At 65.7% G+C, this 17,897-nt stretch carries 23 protein-coding genes; 8 read left to right on the top strand and 15 right to left on the bottom strand.

The window, feature by feature from the left end; translation table 11 throughout:
* Window position 1: 1 nt before the first annotated feature.
* Window positions 2-946 (top strand): NAD(P)H-dependent flavin oxidoreductase, encoded by a 945-nt coding sequence (locus ACTJKY_RS15780; RefSeq protein WP_440847070.1) that lies wholly within the window; start codon window positions 2-4, stop codon window positions 944-946.
* Window positions 947-950: 4 nt separating this feature from the next.
* Here the strand turns inward: ACTJKY_RS15780 and ACTJKY_RS15785 are convergent, their stop codons facing one another.
* Entirely contained in the window at window positions 951-1,412 is a 462-nt protein-coding gene (locus ACTJKY_RS15785) for a DUF1465 family protein (RefSeq protein ID WP_440847071.1), read from the bottom strand.
* Between the two features lie 73 nt (window positions 1,413-1,485).
* Complete coding sequence (locus ACTJKY_RS15790) at window positions 1,486-1,683, bottom strand: DUF465 domain-containing protein (RefSeq protein WP_141985234.1); 198 nt, start codon at window positions 1,681-1,683, stop codon at window positions 1,486-1,488.
* Between the two features lie 161 nt (window positions 1,684-1,844).
* Here ACTJKY_RS15790 and ACTJKY_RS15795 point away from each other — a divergent pair, with 161 nt between their 5' ends.
* On the top strand, window positions 1,845-1,997 hold the full coding sequence (locus tag ACTJKY_RS15795; RefSeq protein WP_093295841.1) for a YdcH family protein: 153 nt from the start codon (window positions 1,845-1,847) through the stop codon (window positions 1,995-1,997).
* Between the two features lie 141 nt (window positions 1,998-2,138).
* Here the strand turns inward: ACTJKY_RS15795 and ACTJKY_RS15800 are convergent, their stop codons facing one another.
* From ACTJKY_RS15800 to ACTJKY_RS15810, 3 genes are all read right to left on the bottom strand, one after another.
* Window positions 2,139-2,513, bottom strand: a complete 375-nt coding sequence (locus tag ACTJKY_RS15800) for a PilZ domain-containing protein (RefSeq protein WP_440847072.1) — start codon at window positions 2,511-2,513, stop codon at window positions 2,139-2,141.
* Between the two features lie 114 nt (window positions 2,514-2,627).
* A complete protein-coding gene (gene dksA / locus ACTJKY_RS15805) occupies window positions 2,628-3,095 on the bottom strand; it encodes an RNA polymerase-binding protein DksA (protein ID WP_125974254.1) in 468 nt (155 codons plus the stop codon).
* 301 nt (window positions 3,096-3,396) lie between these two features.
* On the bottom strand, window positions 3,397-3,852 hold the full coding sequence (locus ACTJKY_RS15810; RefSeq protein ID WP_440847115.1) for a host attachment family protein: 456 nt from the start codon (window positions 3,850-3,852) through the stop codon (window positions 3,397-3,399).
* A 95-nt stretch (window positions 3,853-3,947) separates the two neighbouring features.
* Here ACTJKY_RS15810 and serS point away from each other — a divergent pair, with 95 nt between their 5' ends.
* From serS to ACTJKY_RS15825, 3 genes are all read left to right on the top strand, one after another.
* Window positions 3,948-5,228 (top strand): serine--tRNA ligase, encoded by a 1,281-nt coding sequence (gene serS, locus ACTJKY_RS15815; protein ID WP_440847073.1) that lies wholly within the window; start codon window positions 3,948-3,950, stop codon window positions 5,226-5,228.
* The gene (gene surE / locus ACTJKY_RS15820) at window positions 5,228-5,995 is read left to right on the top strand and encodes a 5'/3'-nucleotidase SurE (protein ID WP_440847074.1); all 768 of its coding nucleotides are present in this window, start codon (window positions 5,228-5,230) and stop codon (window positions 5,993-5,995) included. The genes serS and surE overlap by 1 nt, the downstream gene beginning before the upstream one ends.
* A gap of 233 nt (window positions 5,996-6,228) precedes the next feature.
* On the top strand, window positions 6,229-6,369 hold the full coding sequence (locus ACTJKY_RS15825) for a hypothetical protein (RefSeq protein ID WP_440847075.1): 141 nt from the start codon (window positions 6,229-6,231) through the stop codon (window positions 6,367-6,369).
* A gap of 144 nt (window positions 6,370-6,513) precedes the next feature.
* Here the strand turns inward: ACTJKY_RS15825 and ACTJKY_RS15830 are convergent, their stop codons facing one another.
* The 4 genes from ACTJKY_RS15830 to ACTJKY_RS15845 form a co-directional block, all read right to left on the bottom strand.
* On the bottom strand, window positions 6,514-7,251 hold the full coding sequence (locus ACTJKY_RS15830) for an SIMPL domain-containing protein (protein WP_440847076.1): 738 nt from the start codon (window positions 7,249-7,251) through the stop codon (window positions 6,514-6,516).
* 62 nt (window positions 7,252-7,313) lie between these two features.
* Window positions 7,314-9,140: a M2 family metallopeptidase gene (locus ACTJKY_RS15835; protein WP_440847077.1), complete on the bottom strand. Its 1,827-nt coding sequence runs from the start codon at window positions 9,138-9,140 to the stop codon at window positions 7,314-7,316.
* A 59-nt stretch (window positions 9,141-9,199) separates the two neighbouring features.
* Window positions 9,200-9,961, bottom strand: a complete 762-nt coding sequence (locus ACTJKY_RS15840) for an alpha/beta fold hydrolase (protein ID WP_440847078.1) — start codon at window positions 9,959-9,961, stop codon at window positions 9,200-9,202.
* Complete coding sequence (locus tag ACTJKY_RS15845) at window positions 9,942-10,385, bottom strand: GFA family protein (RefSeq protein WP_440847079.1); 444 nt, start codon at window positions 10,383-10,385, stop codon at window positions 9,942-9,944. The genes ACTJKY_RS15840 and ACTJKY_RS15845 overlap by 20 nt, the downstream gene beginning before the upstream one ends.
* 163 nt (window positions 10,386-10,548) lie before the next feature.
* Between ACTJKY_RS15845 and ACTJKY_RS15850 the strand changes: the two genes are divergently transcribed.
* Window positions 10,549-12,399, top strand: a complete 1,851-nt coding sequence (locus ACTJKY_RS15850; protein ID WP_440847080.1) for a cache domain-containing protein — start codon at window positions 10,549-10,551, stop codon at window positions 12,397-12,399.
* 110 nt (window positions 12,400-12,509) lie between these two features.
* Here the strand turns inward: ACTJKY_RS15850 and ACTJKY_RS15855 are convergent, their stop codons facing one another.
* From ACTJKY_RS15855 to ACTJKY_RS15875, 5 genes are all read right to left on the bottom strand, one after another.
* A complete protein-coding gene (locus ACTJKY_RS15855; RefSeq protein WP_440847081.1) occupies window positions 12,510-12,866 on the bottom strand; it encodes a hypothetical protein in 357 nt (118 codons plus the stop codon).
* Window positions 12,867-13,127: 261 nt separating this feature from the next.
* A complete protein-coding gene (locus tag ACTJKY_RS15860; protein WP_141985222.1) occupies window positions 13,128-13,553 on the bottom strand; it encodes an ExbD/TolR family protein in 426 nt (141 codons plus the stop codon).
* A 26-nt stretch (window positions 13,554-13,579) separates the two neighbouring features.
* Complete coding sequence (locus ACTJKY_RS15865; RefSeq protein ID WP_440847082.1) at window positions 13,580-14,059, bottom strand: ExbD/TolR family protein; 480 nt, start codon at window positions 14,057-14,059, stop codon at window positions 13,580-13,582.
* Between the two features lie 83 nt (window positions 14,060-14,142).
* A complete protein-coding gene (locus tag ACTJKY_RS15870) occupies window positions 14,143-14,943 on the bottom strand; it encodes a MotA/TolQ/ExbB proton channel family protein (protein WP_440847083.1) in 801 nt (266 codons plus the stop codon).
* A gap of 75 nt (window positions 14,944-15,018) precedes the next feature.
* Complete coding sequence (locus ACTJKY_RS15875; RefSeq protein ID WP_141985219.1) at window positions 15,019-15,693, bottom strand: energy transducer TonB; 675 nt, start codon at window positions 15,691-15,693, stop codon at window positions 15,019-15,021.
* Between the two features lie 167 nt (window positions 15,694-15,860).
* On the opposite strand from ACTJKY_RS15875, the gene ACTJKY_RS15880 reads away from it, so the two are divergent.
* Window positions 15,861-16,757 (top strand): hypothetical protein, encoded by an 897-nt coding sequence (locus ACTJKY_RS15880; RefSeq protein WP_440847084.1) that lies wholly within the window; start codon window positions 15,861-15,863, stop codon window positions 16,755-16,757.
* A 22-nt stretch (window positions 16,758-16,779) separates the two neighbouring features.
* Here the strand turns inward: ACTJKY_RS15880 and ACTJKY_RS15885 are convergent, their stop codons facing one another.
* Entirely contained in the window at window positions 16,780-17,151 is a 372-nt protein-coding gene (locus ACTJKY_RS15885; protein ID WP_093295416.1) for a dihydroneopterin aldolase, read from the bottom strand.
* 184 nt (window positions 17,152-17,335) lie between these two features.
* On the opposite strand from ACTJKY_RS15885, the gene ACTJKY_RS15890 reads away from it, so the two are divergent.
* Window positions 17,336-17,857, top strand: a complete 522-nt coding sequence (locus ACTJKY_RS15890) for a GNAT family N-acetyltransferase (protein ID WP_440847085.1) — start codon at window positions 17,336-17,338, stop codon at window positions 17,855-17,857.
* Window positions 17,858-17,897 lie beyond the last annotated feature (40 nt).

Below are 17,897 nucleotides of genomic sequence, written 5' to 3' on the forward strand. Positions count from 1 at the left end.
CATGGCGTTACCGGCTCTCTTCGATCGTCTGCGGCTTCCCGTCATCGGCTCGCCGCTGTTCATCATCTCCTGCCCCGAACTGGTCATCGCCCAGTGCAAGGCCGGGATCGTCGGCTCGTTCCCGGCACTCAATGCGCGGCCGCAGAGCCAGCTCGACGAGTGGCTGCACCAGATCACTGAGGAACTGGCGGCCTGGGACCGCGACCATCCCGAGACACCCGCCGCACCCTTCGCGGTCAACCAGATCGTCCACCGCTCCAATCCGCGGCTGGAGGAGGACGTGGCGAGCTGCGCCAAGTGGAAGGTGCCGATGGTGATCACCTCGCTCGGCGCCCGCCCCGAGCTTAACGACGCAGTGCATGGCTGGGGCGGCATCACGCTCCACGACGTGATCGATGACCGCTTTGCGCACAAAGCCGTCGAGAAGGGCGCCGACGGCCTGATCCTGGTCGCCGCGGGCGCCGGGGGCCATGCCGGGCGGCTGAGCCCCTTCGCGCTCGTCCAGGAAGTGCGCGAGTGGTTCGACGGGCCTGTCGCGCTCTCGGGCTCGATCGCCACCGGCGGGGCGGTCCTGGCAGCCCAGGCGATGGGCGCCGACCTGGCCTATATCGGTTCGCCCTTCATCGCCACCGAGGAGGCCAACGCCGTCCATGCCTATAAGCAGGCGATCGTCGACGGCCGCGCCGAGGACATCGTCTATTCGAATCTGTTCACCGGGGTGCACGGCAATTATCTGCGCGCCTCGATCGTCAATGCCGGGCTCGATCCGGAGCATCTGCCCGAAAGCGATCCTAGCGCAATGAACTTCGGTGGCGCCAAGGCGTGGAAGGATATCTGGGGTTCGGGCCAGGGAATCGGCGCGGTCCACGCGATCGAGCCGGCGGGCGCACGGATCGAGCGCCTGCGGACGGAATATGCCGCCGCGCGGGCGCGGCTGGCGCTCTAGTCGCTTAGAAGGCGCCGGCGAGCCGGTCGAGCATCCGCCGCGCGGGGCTCGGCACCGCCACCGTCGGCATGTCGAAGGCCGAGTCCAGCCGGGCGACGCGGCGGTACAGGTCCATGCTCGCGCGCACGATCGTCACCGCCTGGAGCGGCATGTCCTCGAGCAGCGCGGCGTCGGTTTCGGGCGCAGGTCCCAGCCGCCGCCCGGGCGCGCGCGCATCGGCGAGCTGGAGCTCGCCCGCATCCACAGCGCGCTGGGTAAGCAGCCAGGCGATGACGTGCATCAACCGGGTCGTAACCTTGAGCGACTCGCAGGAGAACGCCACCCGGCTGAGCGCCGCCAGCGCGTCGCGCTCGTCGCGGCCGAGCTGGTCGAAATAGCCGCGCGCCTCATCCGCCAGCACCATCGCCTCGACATAAAGCGAGTCGACCAGTCGGCGATGCAAGGCAAGGGCGTCCGGGCGCTTCATGCCCGTCTAGCTGCCACAGGATCGCGCCGAGCGGAACGCACCAATTTTGCCGCATCGCAGCAAAATGGAACAATCATGCAATGATATCCGGGATCAGCTGATCCTCGAGCAACGAAATCTCGTCGCGGAGCTTGAGCTTTCGCTTCTTGAGCCGTGCGATCTGCAGCTGGTCTCCGGTGCCGGTATCCGCCAACGCGGCGATCGCGGCGTCCAGGTCGCGATGCTCGGCACGCAGAGGTTCCAACCGCCGCCGGATCTCGCTTTCGTCCATTCTGTGCCCCCAGTGCGCCCGACTCACCGGTTCGTTGCCCGGCATGCGAACCATCGCGGCTTTTCCGCGGTCTGTCGATCAGTGTTGATTCTGCACGCGACAAGCGGCGCAAAACATGATGTAGTTGGCTCCCCTCAGAGTCATTGAAGGAGGACTGCTTCATGCACACCGGGCATCTTTCGGCACTTAACGCCAAACATTCGCAGCTCGACCAGCGAATCGCCACCGAAACGCAGCGCCCCCTCCCCGATCACATATTGCTAGCGCAACTGAAGAAAGAGAAGCTGCGGGTCAAGGAAGAGATGCAGCGATAGCCGTCCCATTCACGGACTATTTACCGAAACCTTGGATTCGCGCGGCAGACACTTGCCGCGCGAGCCAGGGACATACATTCCGATCGTTAGAGCCATGCAGGTGACGAGCGGGATTTTTCGGAGAAAGGGGTCCGCCGGCGCTTAGCGGCGCGTGAAAATGGGCTTCACATACGCAGGCGTCTGGGTGCCCCCGCCAACCGGCTTGCGCGCAAGCTTCGGATCGATCTCGTTGTCGAACGCGACGCCCACCCGACCTTCGGCAGCCCAGGCGATCTTCCCCTTCACCCAACCGACGCCGCGGACTTCGATCTCCACGGGCGTCCGCAGGCCTACCGGACCCGTATATTCGGCCATCAGCCCGCCCGCCGAAAGATTGCGCACCCGCACCGTGCCGACATCCTCGCCGTCGACGCGGAATTGCGCGGTCAGCAACAGGCTGTCGCGGACACCGCTCCGCTTGCCCGCAAAGTCATCGGCGGAAAGCGTGGTGGCGGGGATGTAAGACTGCTGGTCCATGATTGGCTCTCAATGGCGGATTCGCACCCGCAGGGAGTAGACCAACAACTCTTAACGAAAGGATTAACCGAAATCCGCCCCGGTATTTTGCCGGAGCGGATTCCAACGTAGATTTCACTCGTCCCGGCTGATCTTCTCGTTGCGTTCGTGCCGCTCCTGCGCCTCGACGGTCATCGTCGCCGTGGGACGAGCTTCTAGGCGACCCAGCGGGATCGGCTCGCCCGTCACTTCGCAATAGCCATATTCGCCCTCTTCGATGCGGCGCAGCGCCGCGTCGATCTTGGCGATCAGCTTGCGCTGACGGTCGCGGGTGCGCAGTTCGATCGACCAGTCGGTCTCGCTCGACGCGCGATCGGTGAGATCCGCCTCTCGCAGCGGCTCGGACTGGAGCTGGTTCAGCGTGCCGGCGGCCTCGCGATAGATCGCGTCCTTCCAGCCATTCAGCTTGTTGCGGAAATATTCCTGCTGCCGCGGGTTCATGAAGGGTTCGTCGTCGCTCGGCCGATACCCGTCGTCGCCGTCATTCGCGGCCGGAGGAACGCTTTTATCGTGCTCGTCAAAACGGCCCAAAACAGTTGCCATTCCCACTCTCCACACCAGTCCCCGGTGGCGTGCCGCTCTAGAGACTGCATTGCCCGCAGGCGCTATACTTTCGCAAGCAGCCATTAACAAGCCAATGCCGCGAAAGCTTTTTGGCGGGAACTCCCTATAGCTTGGTAGAAATTAGCATCGCCTGAACGACTTGCACTTTTCCGGTTTCTGGGCGGGACGAACGCCCTCCCACCGAGGGGTCTTGTCTTGAATTCGAACAAGGGCGAGCCTTCGGCGTAACAAATCAGAGGGCCGTGGCGGACGCGGCTCGTGCCGCCCCCGCCACGAGGCTTCAGGCGGACTGGAGCGCCTTTTCGATGTCCGGCACGGGGTGATCGGTCAGATCCTTGGCCAATTCGCCCTTCAGCCGTTCGCTGACGCTGACATGGTAATGCTTGCGAAGTTCGCCCAGCGTCTTCGGCGGGGCGACAATGATCAGCGATTCGAAGCTGTTGCGCAGGGCCTCTTCCTTCAACATGCCCGCGACTTCGGCGGCGAAGCGATCTTCTTCCAGTTGGTGGAAGTCGGTTTCCCCCATCGTCCCGCCCGACGACGCGAACTGCCCGCCGCCGCGTGTCGAGGCGGCCGCGCCCGACGAATCGGTCTTCTGATCCGAGTCCTTCGGGTTCGGGTGCAGTTCCTTCCGCACCACTTCGAGGTTCAGATATTCGGCGTCGCCCTGGTTGCGCAGCATCAGCAGCTTGCGGCCATCGGCCACCACCACCATCGCATCATGAGGAACCAGCATCGCGCTCTCCTTTTGGCTGTTCACGTAAGGAGCAACCAACGGGTGGGCGGCGGCGGGGTTGCGTGGGGAACGGGCCCCGGCCATAGGTTCGCGCCATGCACGATATCCGCTTCCTCCGCGAACATCCCGAAGCCTTCGACCAGGGTCTGGCCAAGCGCGGCCTGGAGCCGCAGTCGGAGGCGCTGCTGGCGCTCGACGAGCGTCGCCGCGCGCTGGTGACCGAGCTGCAGGCCGGCCAGGCCCGCCGCAACGAAGCCTCGAAGGCGATCGGCGCCGCCAAGGCGAAGAAGGACGAGGAAGCCGCCGCCGCGCTGATGGCGGAAGTGGCGGCGCTCAAGGAGCGGATGCCGGCGCTGGAGGCCGAGGAAAAGGCGGTGGGCGAGGAACTGGAAGGCCGGCTCGCCGCCCTCCCCAACCTGCCCTATCCCGATGTGGCGTTCGGTTCGGACGAGAACGACAATGTGTTCGTGCACGAGCGCGGCACCGTTCCCGCCTTTGCATTCGCGCCGAAGGAGCATGACGCGATCGGCCCGGCGCTCGGGCTCGACTTCGAGACCGGCGCGGCGATGTCCGGCGCGCGCTTCACCTTCGTCCGCGGGGCCGCTGCCCGGCTGCACCGCGCGCTCGGCCAGTTCATGCTCGACACGCTGACGGGCAGCTATGGCTATGAGGAATGCGTGCCGCCGCTGCTGGTGCGCGACGAGGCGCTGTTCGGCACCGGCCAGCTGCCCAAGTTCGCCGAGGACCTGTTCCAGACCACCGACGGCCGCTGGCTGATCCCCACCGCCGAGGTGAGCCTCACCAACGCGGTGCGAGAGAAGATTCTGAGCGAAGAGGAACTGCCGCTCCGCCTCACCGCCCTCACCGCCTGCTTCCGTTCCGAGGCCGGTGCTGCGGGCCGCGACACGCGCGGCTTCATCCGCCAGCACCAGTTCGAGAAGGTCGAGATGGTGTCGATCACCACCCCCGACCAGTCCGAAGCCGAGCATGAGCGGATGACCGACGCCGCCGAGGACGTGCTGACCAAGCTCGGCCTCGCCTTCCGCCGGATGAAGCTGTGCAGCGGCGACATGGGCTTCACTGCCGCGCGCACCTACGACCTCGAAGTGTGGCTGCCGGGCCAGGACCGCTATCGCGAGATCTCGTCCTGCTCGACCTGCGCCGACTTCCAGGCGCGCCGGATGAACGCGCGCTACCGCCCCGAAGGCGAGAAGGGCACGCGCTTCGTCCACACGCTCAACGGCTCGGGCCTGGCGGTGGGCCGCACGCTCGTTGCGGTGCTGGAGAACTACCAGCAGGAAGACGGATCGGTGGCGGTGCCGACCGTGCTCCAGCGCTATCTGGGCGGCCTCAACCGGCTTGAACCGCGCGGCTGATGCGGATCCTCCTCACCAACGACGACGGCTATCACGCCCGCGGCCTGGCCGTGCTGGAGCGGATCGCGCGGACGCTGTCCGACGACATCACCGTCGTCGCGCCGGCGGAGGAGCAATCGGGCAAGGGGCGCTCGCTGACCCTCACCGAGCCGTTCCGCGTCCGCCGCCACGGCGAGGGTCGCTATGCGGTGAAGGGCACGCCGACCGACTGCGTGATGTTCGCGCTCGGCGAAGTGATGGCCGATGCGAAGCCCGACCTAATCCTCTCCGGCGTCAACCGCGGCGGCAACCTCGCCGAGGATGTAAGCTACTCCGGCACCGTCTCGGCGGCGATGGAAGGCGCGCTGGCGGGCATCCGCTCGATTGCGCTGAGCCAGCGCTATGCGCGCAGCGGCATGGGCGATGCGGTGCCGTTCGACACCGCCGAGGCCTGGGGCGAGCGCGTGCTGCGGCCGCTGCTCGACATCGACATGGAACCACGCACGCTGGTCAACATCAACTTCCCGCCGATCGCAGCCGACGCCGTGCAGGGCATCAAGGTCGTGTCGCAGGGCTTCCGCGACTATGGCCGCGTCACGCTCGACAAGCGGCTCGATCCCCGCGGCTTCCCCTATTACTGGCTGGCGATGGGCCGGATGCCGCACCAGGCGGCGCCCGATACCGATCTCGATGCGATCGAGGCGGGGTTCGTCACCGTCACGCCGCTGCATCTCGATCTTACCCACCACGAATCGATGGATCTGCTGCGCGGCGCCTATTCAGGCTAATCTCGGATGCCGATGCTGGATTGCGTGCTGCCGGTCGGGCTGCTGTTCGTCTCCAACCTCTTCATGACCTTCGCCTAGTATAGCCATCTGAAGTTCAAGAGTGCGCCGCTGCTGCTGGTGATCCTCACCAGCCGGGCCATCGCGTTGATCGCAGCGGGCGCCTTCTTCCTGTTCCGCATGCCAGACTGAACCGGGTCGCGGCGGGCGCGTTTCCTTGGGACAAGGAGAGCGCCATGAACCCCGAACCGACCCGCGAGACGCCCGACAACCAGCCCGGCACCGCGCACCAGCCCGACGGCACCGACAGCTCGGCAGAATGGAACGCCGAGATTGCCGACGAGAACATGATTCCGGATAAGGATCCCGAGGACTGACCCCTTGATCCTCCCCCATCAGGGGGAGGTGGCGCCGTAGGCGACGGAGGGGGAGAAAGCACGACAGCTATCGTATCGGCATCCTCCCCCTCCGAGCCGCTAACGCGGCCCACCTCCCCCTCGCGGGGGAGAATTAAGCATCACTCACTGCAGCTCGAAGGTGACGACCAGCGCCTTCTCGACGTGCGTGGCGCCGTCCGCCCGTTTGAAGTTGCGGAACGCCGCCTGCGGCCCCTGGCTCATCGCCAGCTCGATCTTGGTCTGCAGGCCCGGCGTTATGGGTCCGCTGCCGGTTTCGCTGATCCGCACAACCCGGGCGACGCGCATACCCATTTCCTTGGCGTAGATCTCGGCATCGGTGCGCGCATTGCGCAGCGCCATCGCCTTCACCTGCCTGTACGCGGCATCGACCTCGGCCACATCGGGCTCGGCACGAAGCGTGCCGATCTTGAAGTCGTTGACGAGCAGATCGTCCCGCACCGCTTCGGCCTGCGCCGTCGTGCGGAAGGTAAGGATACGGGCATGGGGATCGGTGACGGTCGGCGCCGCATCGCTGGCGCTGTCGGCGTCTTCGCTCTGCACCTGGTCGGCCTGTGCCTTGATGACGCTATCGAGCGGGGCGTCGCTGATCGCCGCTGCCGAAAGCCCCTGCGCCTTCAGCACACCTTCGATCTTGGCAAGCAGCGCAGCGCTGTCGCGCTTCGCCTCGGCCTCGGTTTTGCCCTTGCCGATATAGCCGACCTCGAGGGTCACCTTGCCCGGTTTCACATCGGTCCCGCCATTGCCGACGATTTCCAGCATGACCGGCTGGCCGGAACGCTGGGCGCTCGCCACGCCAGGGGCGATGAGGGCCAGTGCCAGAACGAAGCTCTTGGTACGCATCAACTTCTCCTCCGATTTGCGCGGGTATCTGCACAAATCAGAGGAGAAAGTCTTGCAGAAGTTTACCAGCCCTGCGGCTGGCCCTTGTTCTGTTCGTCGAGCCACTTCTTGAGCGGCGCGAAATATTCGACCATCGCCTTGCCGGAAATCTCGCGGCTGCCGGTGAAGGTCTGCAGCGCGTCGGGCCAGGGCTTGGAGGCGCCCATCTCGAGCATCTTGTTCAGCCGCGCGCCGACCTCCTTGTTGCCGTAGAAGGAGCAGCGATGCAGCGGGCCCTTCCAGCCCGACTGGTCGCACGCCGCCTTGTAGAACTGGAACTGGAGCAGCCGGGCGAGGAAGTAGCGCGTATAGGGCACGCTGCCCGCCACGTGATACTTGGCGCCCGCGTCGAACTTGGTTTCGTCACGCGCCACCGGCGGCACGATGCCCTGGTACTGGAGGCGCAGCTTGTTCCAGCCCGCCTCGTACTGGTTGGTGGGGATGGTGCCGTCGAAGATCTGCCAGCGGTACTTGTCGACCAGCAGGCCGAACGGCAGGAACGCGACCTTGTCCATCGCCTGACGGAGCAGCAGGCCGATATCCTTGTCGGCGGTCGGCACCTGGGCGCGATCGAGCAGGCCGATCTGGACCAGATATTCGGGCGTGATCGAAAGTGCGACGAAATCGCCGATCGCCTCGTGGAAGCCGTCGTTCGCGCCGTTGCGGTAGAGTGCCGGCTGCGCCTGATAGGCGCGCTGGTAATAGTTATGGCCGAGCTCGTGGTGTATCGTGACGAAGTCGTCCGAATTCACCTTGATGCACATCTTGATGCGGACGTCGTTCTTCTCATCGATGTCCCAGGCCGAGGCGTGGCACAGCACTTCGCGATCGGCGGGCTTCACGAACAGCGAGCGCTCCCAGAAGGTGCCGGGCAGCGCCGCGAAGCCGAGCGACGAGTAGAAGCCCTCGCCGGTCTGGACCATCTTCTTCCAGTCGTACTGCTTCGCCTTGAGCAGGTCGCCCACGTCATAGCCGAGGTCGCCGGCGCCCTTGGGCGCGACCACGTCGTAGATGTTGCCCCATTCCTGCGCCCACATGTTGCCGAGCAGATCGGCACGGATCGGGCCGGTCTTGGCCTGCACCGCATCGCCGTACTTCTCGTTGAGCTTGCGGCGGACATAGGTGTGGAGCGCGACGTAGAGCGGCTTCACCTCGTCCCACAATTTGTCGGTCATCGCCGCGAATTCGGCGGGCGGCATGTCATAGCCCGAGCGCCACAGCGCGCCGGTGTCGGCGAAGCCCAGCTCCTTCGAGCCCTGGTTCGCGATGCCGACCAGCTTGGTGTAATCGGGGCGCATCGGCGCGCCGACCGCGTCGTTCCAGCTGACCCACATCTCCTTGAGCTCGTTGGGATCGCGGCTGGTGCCCATCGCGGCTTCGATGTCGCTGCCGTTGATCGGCTTGCCGCCGCGCGTGCCCTTGCCCTTGGCGTAGAAGGAGCCGAGCTTGGTCGAGATGTCGCTGAGCTGCTGGGCGGCGCCCGGCGTGGTCGGCGCAGGGAGCACCAGCGCGGCGCGGAGCATGGTCAGCTGGCGCTGCTGTTCGGGGGTGAGGCCCGGTGCCTTTTGCAGGCGCGCGGCGTCGAGCGCGAAGCGGACCGCCATTTCGGTGCCCTTGGCGCCGTAATCGGCGGCAAGCGCATCTGTATCGTCGGTGATGTAGGTCGCGTTGACCCAGGCGACGCGCGACGAGGTCAGCGTGAACGCCGCCATTTCCTGCTGTGCGCGGGTCAGGAACGCAGCGGCTTCGGACGCGGTCGGCGCCGCGGCAGGCGTCGTGCTGGTCTGCGACTGGGCGGGCGCGGCGAGCATCGCGGCGAGCGCCGCGAGCGAAAGGCCGGTACGGATCATGATGCTAAGTCCCCGGAAAACATGAATGGCGCGGACCCTGCCGCGCCACCCCTGCCCCGTCAACCAGCGAGGAACTCCACCAGCGCATCGCCGAGCTCCGGCCGGGTGACCGCGCTCATGTGATTACCCGGGATTTCGATGAACAGGCCGTAGGGCAACAGGTCCGCCACTTCCTTGGCCGATCCATTGTCGTAATCGTCCGCGCCCGAGATCACCGCGGTGGGCTGAGCGATCGCCGCGATCTCGTCGCGCGGCGTATCGACGAAGGTGTCGAGGATGCGGAGCAGCGCGACGGGGTCGCCCTTGGTGGTCTTGAGGAACGCCTCGGTCAGCCATTCGGAGCTGCCGCGCTGGAAGCTGCCGAGATTGGTCAGAACCCGGTGGAAATAGGCCCCCCGCCCCTTGGTCGCGACCAGCCCGTCCAGCCCCATGCCCGAGAGCACCACCTTGTCCGGCGTGGCGCCATTGGCGAGCATTCGCACCACGGTACGCGCGCCGAGCGAATAGCCGCCCAGGTCATAGTCGGTCAGGCCGAGATGCGCGATGAGCGCGAAATTGTCGCGCATCAGCACGTCGGGCGGATAGGCAGCGGGATCATGCGGCTTGGCGCTGTGCCCGTGCGCGCGCAGATCGGGCATGATCACCCGGCGGCCGCGCGCGGCGAGCTTGGCGGCATGGCCGTATTTGATCCAGTTGACCTCGGCGGTGGAGAAATAGCCGTGGATCAGCACCACGGGCCGCCCCTCCCCCATCTCGGTCCAGGCGATCTCCTGCCCATCGAAGCTGGCGAAGCGGTGCGTTTCAGTCGGGTAGTCGGCCAATGCTGTCCATCCATCGTTTGACGACGTTCGGGTTGTCCTCGGTCCGGTATCGGGGCAGCGCGGTCGTGTCGAGCCACTGTTCGTGCATGCTCTCCACCGCATAGTTGTGGCGCGGCTGGAAGCGGCCCGGCGCGTCGAAGCTGCCGATCGTCAGGTCCATATTCTCGCCGTCGAGGAATTCGAACGTCAGCGGCGTGCCGCATTCGCGGCAGAAGCCCCGCTCCGCGATCGGCGAGGAGCGGTAGCGATCCGGCTCCCGCTCCCAGCTAACGTCCGCCTTGGCCACCCCCTTGAACGCGATCGAGACGCCGCCGGTCGCGCGCTGGCACATCCGGCAATGGCAGAGATAGGCATCGTCATTGTCGATCCGCGCGCAGTAGCGGATTCGGCCGCACTGACACCCGCCGGTGACTTCTTCAGCCATTCCGTCTCTCCTCATGCAAGATCCGAGTCCCCTACGCCCTACTTTCCGTACTTGCCCTTAAGTCGCGCTGAAACCGCCGGCTTTCGCCCTGCACTATAATGAATACGGAGATTACCGCATTGAGCGCGAATTACGCACCGCGGGCTATTTTGACGGGATCAACATGCTCAAGCGCTTTCACAACCTCTCGCTCGCGTCCAAAACGACAGTCCTCGCCGTTGGCGGCATGCTCCTGCTCGCCATCGCGACCTTCTTCGTCGCGGATCACGCGCTGACGCAGCAGGCCGCGCGGACCGCCGCCGAGCGCCAGGAAGTGAACATGCGCGTCGCTTGGAGCGTGCTCAAGGGCTATGGTGCGGACTTCCGCGTCGAGGGTGACGACCTCTATGTCGGTAGCCACAAGCTCAACAACTGGGACGCGCCGGTCGACGAAGTGAAGCGCCTCGTCGGCGGCACCGCGACGATCTTCCGCGGCGACATGCGGGTCGCGACCAACGTCCTGAAGGAAGACGGCACCCGCGCCGTGGGCACCCCGCTCGCGCGCAACGCCGCCTATGAGACGGTGCTCGACAAGGGCCAGCCCTATCGCGGCAAGGCCGACATCCTCGGCAAGCCCTTCTTCACCGGCTATGATCCGATCAAGGACTCCTCGGGCAAGACGATCGGCATCCTGTTCGTCGGCATCCCCGAAAGCGACGTAATGGGCGCGATCGGCGGCGCGCGCTGGACGCTGGCGCTGTCGGCCGCGCTGATCTCGCTGCTGGTCGCGGGCACCGCCTGGTATTTCGGACGGCGTATGTTCTCGCCGCTGGTGCAGATGACCGCCGCCATGCGTGCGCTCGCCGCCGGCAAGGTCGACATCGCCATCCCGGCCCATGCCGCCGCCGACGAGATCGGTGCGATGGCCGAAGCGCTCCAGCATTTCCGCGCTTCCGAGATCGCCCGCCAGCAGGCCGAAAGCCGCGACCGCGAGGCCGAGGCGGCGCGCGAGCATGCCATGGACGCGCTCGGCCAGGCACTGGCCAAGATCGCCGGGGGTGACCTGACCGCCGATATCGGCCACGACTTCCCGGCGGGCTATGCCAAACTCGCCGACCATTTCCGCTCGGCGATCGGCAGCCTCCGCGAACTGATCGGCACCGTGCTCGAAGGCACCGCCTCGATCCGCACCGGCTCGAACGAGATCGCCAGCGCGTCCGAGGATCTCGCGCGCCGCACCGAGGGCAATGCCGCCAGCCTTGAGCAGACCGCCGCCGCGATCACCCAGATGAACCAGCGGATCGATGCGACCGCCGCGGCCGCCGGCGTGACGGTGGAGCGCGCCGACCAGGCGATCGGCGTGGTCGGGTCGGGCCGCGCCACGGCCGACGAGGCGGTGCAGGCGATGACGCGGGTGTCGGACAGCGCCAAGGGCATCGACAGCGTCATCGAGGGCCTCGACAAGATCGCCTTCCAGACCCGGGTGCTTGCGATGAACGCAGCGGTGGAGGCCGGACGTGCCGGTGAAGCGGGCCGCGGCTTCGCGGTCGTTGCCGACCTCGTCTCCGCGCTCGCCATGCGCGCCGAGGAAGAGGCCAAGCGAGCGCGGGACCAGCTCACCGTCACCCAGTCCGAAGTCGTGGTCGCGCGCAGCGCGGTCGAGCGCGTGGATAACGCCCTTGCGGCGATCGTCGACACCGTCGGTGAGGTCCACCAGCTGCTCGGCGGCATCGCGGCGGACAATCGCGCTCAGTCGACCGCGATCCGCGAGATCAGCAGCGCGATCGGCGACATGGATCGCGCCACCCAGCAGAATGCCGCGATGGTCGAGGAAACCTCGGCGGCTGCGCGCCAGCTCACCGAGCAGGTCGCCCGGCTCGACGCCCATGCCGCCACCTTCCAGACCGGTGCGCATCAGGCCCCGCTGCGCCGTCCGGTGCTGCCGTCGCAGTCGACTGGGGCCAAGGCATCGTGCGGCACCCGCGCCGTTCCGGTTCAGGCCATGGCGGATGGTGACGACTGGGCGAGCTTCTAAGCGCCCCATCGCCCATCAAAGGAAAAGCGCGCCGGCAGAGCCTGACGCGCTTTCACCTTTTTACCCGAGGGCGAGCGCGGATCGACGTTGCCACCCGCTGACTGGCCCGATCAGCGCGACGCGATGTGCTGGCGCTGGCTCAGATAACGCAATCCGGTTTCCGCAATCGCGTGCGATCCGGCGACCCGGTCGGTCGTCACCGTCATCAGCACGTCGTCTTTCTGCAGCACGTCCTGATACAGCGCGCGCGCTTCGTCGACCCGGCCGGTGGCATAATAGATGGCCGCAAGGTTCAGCTGCAACTCAGGGCGCTGATCGAGGCGCATCTGGTTGAGGAGCTTCTGCTCGGCCGTGGCATAGGAACCCGTCATGATTTCCTGGGCCGCGAGGTTTCTATCCTGTGCGATCGCCGGCGAGGCCAGGCTCAGCAGGGACACCGCGGCCGCTGCGACAAGTTTGATCGACATAACGCCCTCCTCTCATCATTACATCCAGGTTGCACTTTTGTGACACTTGGATGACTGAAAGGTGACACGTTCGCGACATCCCTGCAACCCCGCATTTGTGCCTAAGGGTAGGCCGTCTTCGTGGCGGGTGCAGCGGACCGAAGAACGTCGCGGCACACCCGCGAGGGCCCTCTCCCGCCGCGGGCGGCCCCACTCCGTCAGGCACAAAAAAAGGCGGCCCCGAAGGGCCGCCTTCCCAAAATACTCTGACCGCGCCGCGGATCAGAAATCGTTGCGGTACTGCTCGTTGCCGACGAAGCCGAGCTTCGTGACGTTCGCCCGCTTGATGATCGCCAGAACGCGATCGACCACTTCGTACCGCGCCTGCGGATCCGGCTGGAAGTGCAGCTCGGGCTCCGGCGAACGCTGCAGCGATGCGTCCAGATACTGGCGCAGCATCACGTCGTTGATCGGCATGCTGTTCCAGAACACCTGGCCCTGCGCGTCGATATAGACCTTGTTCTTGTCCGGCTCGACGGGCTGCGAGGCGTTGTTGCTCGGCTGCGGCAGGTCGACCTTCACCGCGTGCGTCTGGACCGGAATGGTGATGATGAACATGATGAGGAGCACGAGCATGACGTCGATCAACGGCGTCGTGTTCATGTCCATCATCGGCTCGCCGTCATCACGGCCTGCGCTCATTGCCATTGTCGTAACTCCTTAAGCGAGGCCGTTCAGAGCCGGGCGGTATTCGAACCGGGCTCCGGTTCCGAGATGAAGCCGACCTTCACGAAACCCGCCATCTGCATCGTGTAGATGGTGCCGCCGATGCAGCGATAGGGCGTGTTGACGTCACCGCGGATATGAACTTCGGGAAGTTCAAGACCTGCGGCGTTCGGGCCACCCTGACGGTCGATCTCAGCCTTCAGCTTGGCGACCGCGCGGTCGAGCAGCTCGGTGTGATTGACCCGGGTCAGACCCCAGAAGATCTCGCAACCGTCGGGGCCACCCTTGACCGAGAGCGAGACGTTCTCGGGCTTGGTCGTGGTCGGCTCGAACTGCACCTTCGGCAACGCGAGGTCGATCGTCTGGACCACAACGGGAACGGCGATGAGGAAGATGATCAGAAGAACCAGCATCACGTCCACGAGGGGCGTGGTGTTGATGTCCGACATCGGTACGTCGTCGCCGCCGCTGCCTGTGCTAATCGCCATTGGGCGCTATCCTATCCTCTTGTGCGCCGGATCGCGATCCGGCGGCAGGGCTACGCGACATGCGCAGCCCTGCGACCTTGGTCTTACGGGCGGGTCGGGGTGCCGCCGGTCTGGCCAGCGGTCGTGGTCGCCGGCTTCGCAGCGGCGGCAACGGCCGGCTTCTTCGGTGCAGCGGCAGTAGCCGGCTTCACGCGGCCGTCCGATGCCAGGTAGCCGAGCACGTCGTTCGAGAACGCGTTCAGGTTCTCGGCGATCGCCTTGTTGCGGCGCTGCAGGAAGTTGAAGGCGAGCACGGCCGGCACGGCGACGACGAGGCCGAGTGCGGTCATGATGAGCGCTTCACCGACCGGGCCGGCAACGGCGTCGATCGAAGCCTGACCGGCCGAACCGATCTTGATGAGCGCGCGGTAGATGCCGATAACGGTACCGAACAGACCGATGAACGGCGAGGTCGCACCGACGGTCGCGAGGAAGGCGAGACCGCCGCCCAGCGCCGAGTTGATCGAACCTTCCGAACGGGCCAGCGAGCCGTGCAGCCAGTCATGTGCTTCGACCGGATCGGTCAGAAGCTTGTACTGCTCCTGCGCTTCCAGGCCGTCGTCGACGATCTGGCGATAGGCCGAGTTCTTCTCGAGCTTGGCAGCGCCTTCGCGCAGGCTCGACGAGCTCCAGAAGCTAGCGCGGACGCGCTTCGACTGGTTGATGATCTTCTGCTGCTCGAACAGCTTGGTGAAGAGGATGTACAGCGACACGAAGAGCATGAGCACCAGGATGGTGAACACCGACTGCGAGATCAGGCCGCCTTCCTTCAGCGCCGGAATCAGGCCGTAGGGGTTGTCTCCCTTGGCTGCGGCGGCACCGGCAGCGAGAATGGTCGTGAGCATTTTGGGTCTTTCCTCTAAAAGATAGCTTCTTGCGCAAGCCGGTCCGCCTTGCCCGGCGGACCGGAAACCGGAGAGTTACTTCTGGATCTGCCACCTGAACCGGTTCACGTACGGAGCCGGAATCTTGTTGCCGTTCGCATCCTCGGCGGGATCGAAACGAGCGCGGCGCTTGAGCAGGTTGCACGCCTGGGTATCCAGACGGCTCGAGCCGCTCGACGACGTGATCGTGCACGACACCACCCGACCCGACGCATCGACGTCGAGGCGGAAGCCCGTGACACCTTCTTCACCCGCGCGCTGTGACTCCGACGGATAATCGTCGTTCGTCACCCAGGAACCCGGCGACGAACGCGGCCGGAGCGCCTTGGCCACCTTCGGCGGAGCCGGCGGTGCCGGAGGAGCCGTCGGCGCGGGAGGCGCAGGCGGCGTGATCGGCGGCGGGGGCGGGATGATGTTGGTGGTGGCGACCGGCGGCGCAGGCGACACCGACTGCACGATGGCCGGCGGCACCACGACCTGGGTCGGGGGCGGCGGCACCGGCGTGTCCGGCGGCGGCGGCGGCGGCGGAATCTCCTCCGGCGGGGGCGGCGGCTCTTCGACCTCGAAGGTCTTCAGCTCTTCCGCCTTCTTCTTGATATATTGGTATGCCAGACCTGTGACGAAGGCATAACCCATGCCAGCCACGATGATAGCGACGATTACGATCGCTACCACACGACTGCCACTTACATTCCGGTCAGCGTAAGCCATTCGGCAACGTCACTCCCTCTAATCCTGCTTGCGACCCTGGCCGGCTGGCAGCCGCGCACAAGTCCGCTCGCCTCGGGTCACACTGCGCCCCTGATGGCGAGAGCACCGAGTCTGTATCGTGGGCCTTCCGACGACGCAAACTCTTTGTCGGACGAATTGGTCGTACAATGCGCCCATGGCAGAATTATTTCTGTATAAGATCGGCACAATCCGGTACCGGCAGCGACATGAAAACCGCTCTACCCCTGCTGTTTTGTTGCGCTGCGGCATTTCCTGCGCTTGCGCAACCCGCTCCGCAAACCGCGCAAATCCGCCAAGAAGCGCAAAGTGGCTTACCCAGTTACGCCACCGTCGCTACCGCGATTGTCAACGCACCCCTGGTGATCGACGCGCGGATCAGCGACATGATACGGATCAAGGAAAATGCAGCGCCCGGTCTCGCATCGGGACGGGCCCGCCTCTACGTCACCGCCGACGTGCTGGCACTGATTCGCGGTAGCAGCGCGCTACCGACCCAGATTTCCTACCTTGCCGACGTGCCGCTCGATTCTCGTGGCAAGCTACCCAAATTGAAGAAGCAGCGCGTGCTGCTCTTCGCGCGCGCCGTCGGCAACAAGCCCGGCGAGGTCCAGCTGACCGGTGTCGACAGTCAATATCTGTGGAGTCCCGAGCTTGACGCGCGGGTGCGCGGCATAACTCGTGAAGTACTGGCGAGCGACGCGCCACCGGCTGTGACCGGCATCGGCAACGCCTTCCATGTGCCCGGCGCGCTGCCCGGCGAAGGCGAGACCCAGGTATTCGTGAAGACCGCGAACGGCGCGCCGATTTCGCTGCAGATCCTGCGCCGTCCCGGCGAAAAGCCGCGCTGGGGCGTGTCGCTGGGCGATATCGTCGACCCCAATGCCGGTGCGCCGAAGCCGGATACGCTGGCCTGGTTCCGGCTCGCCTGCGGACTGCCCAAAAGCCTGCCGGACGCAGCGGTCAGCGCCGAGACGCCCGACAATGCGCAGGCAGCGCGCGAGGATTACCAAGTCGTGCTGCGTGATCTGGGGCCCTGCACCTGAACCCCCTCTCCGCCGCCGGCGCTCAGCGCCGGTGGCGGACCAGGGTGATGCCGATCGATTCGTCTGCCTCGGCGATCGCCAGCTTCACGATCCGCACCTCAACGCGGCGCACGCGCGAATCGGATACGAACAGCGTCTCGCAGATATGGTCGGCCACTGCTTCGATCAGCGTGAAGTGCACGTCCTTTGGCAGCGCGTCGGTCGCAGCGTGCTTCAGGTCGATATAGCTTTTCGAGGCGCTGAGCGGCGTGTCCGGCAGGAAGCGCTCGGGCAGATCGAGATCGGCGATGACGGAGATGCGCAGCGGCTGCGGCAGGTGCGTCTCCTCGGAATAGACTCCGGTGAGCACCTCCACCTCGAGGTCCATGACCTGAAGCTGCAATGAATCGGGCAATCGAGCGGCCTTTCCTGGGCGAAACAGGCGCGCGCCATAGCAGATCGTGCCGCATCCGAAAGCCCGGGCACTTCCCGTGCAGATTCTGCATGCACATCGGTAAAATTGCGCGCTTGCGCTCGGCCACGAGGACGCTAAGGCGCGCGCCTTTCGGCATCGGGTCCGAGGCGGGGAAGGATAGGCCGTGGTTCAAATAGTTGCGCTCGATGCGGTCGATCCGCACGCCGTCGAGGTGCTGCTCGACCGTGCCTTCGGGCCGGAGCGGCATCTGCGTACCGCCTATCGCGTGCGGCAGGGCACCCTGCCGATTCGCCCCTTCAGTTTTGCCGCATTAAGCGAAGATGGCAAGCTCGCCGGCACGATCCAGAGCTGGCCGGTGGCGCTGGCGAGCGATTCGGGGCCGATGGTGCCGCTCGTCATGGTCGGCCCGGTAGCGGTGGATCCGGATCTGCAGCAGGGCGGCATTGGCCGCAGGCTGATGCAGGAGATGCTGGATGCCGCCGATGTGAGTGCCCTCCCCGGCGCCGAGGCACTGATGCTCATCGGCGATCCGGAATATTATGGTCGCTTCTTCGGATTCGATGCGAACCGCACCGCCCGTTGGCGCCTGCCCGGTCCGTTCGAGCCGCGCCGGCTGCTTGCGCGCGGCGCCGCGGTGCCCAACTGCTCTGGCATGCTCGTGCCGCGCCTGCGCAAGGTCGCCTGAGCGCGCACCTGCGCGCGCAAGGGTTCGACAAAGCCGCGCG

This window comes from Sphingomonas sp. 22176, assembly GCF_052045505.1.
Taxonomy (GTDB): Bacteria; Pseudomonadota; Alphaproteobacteria; order Sphingomonadales; family Sphingomonadaceae; genus Sphingomonas.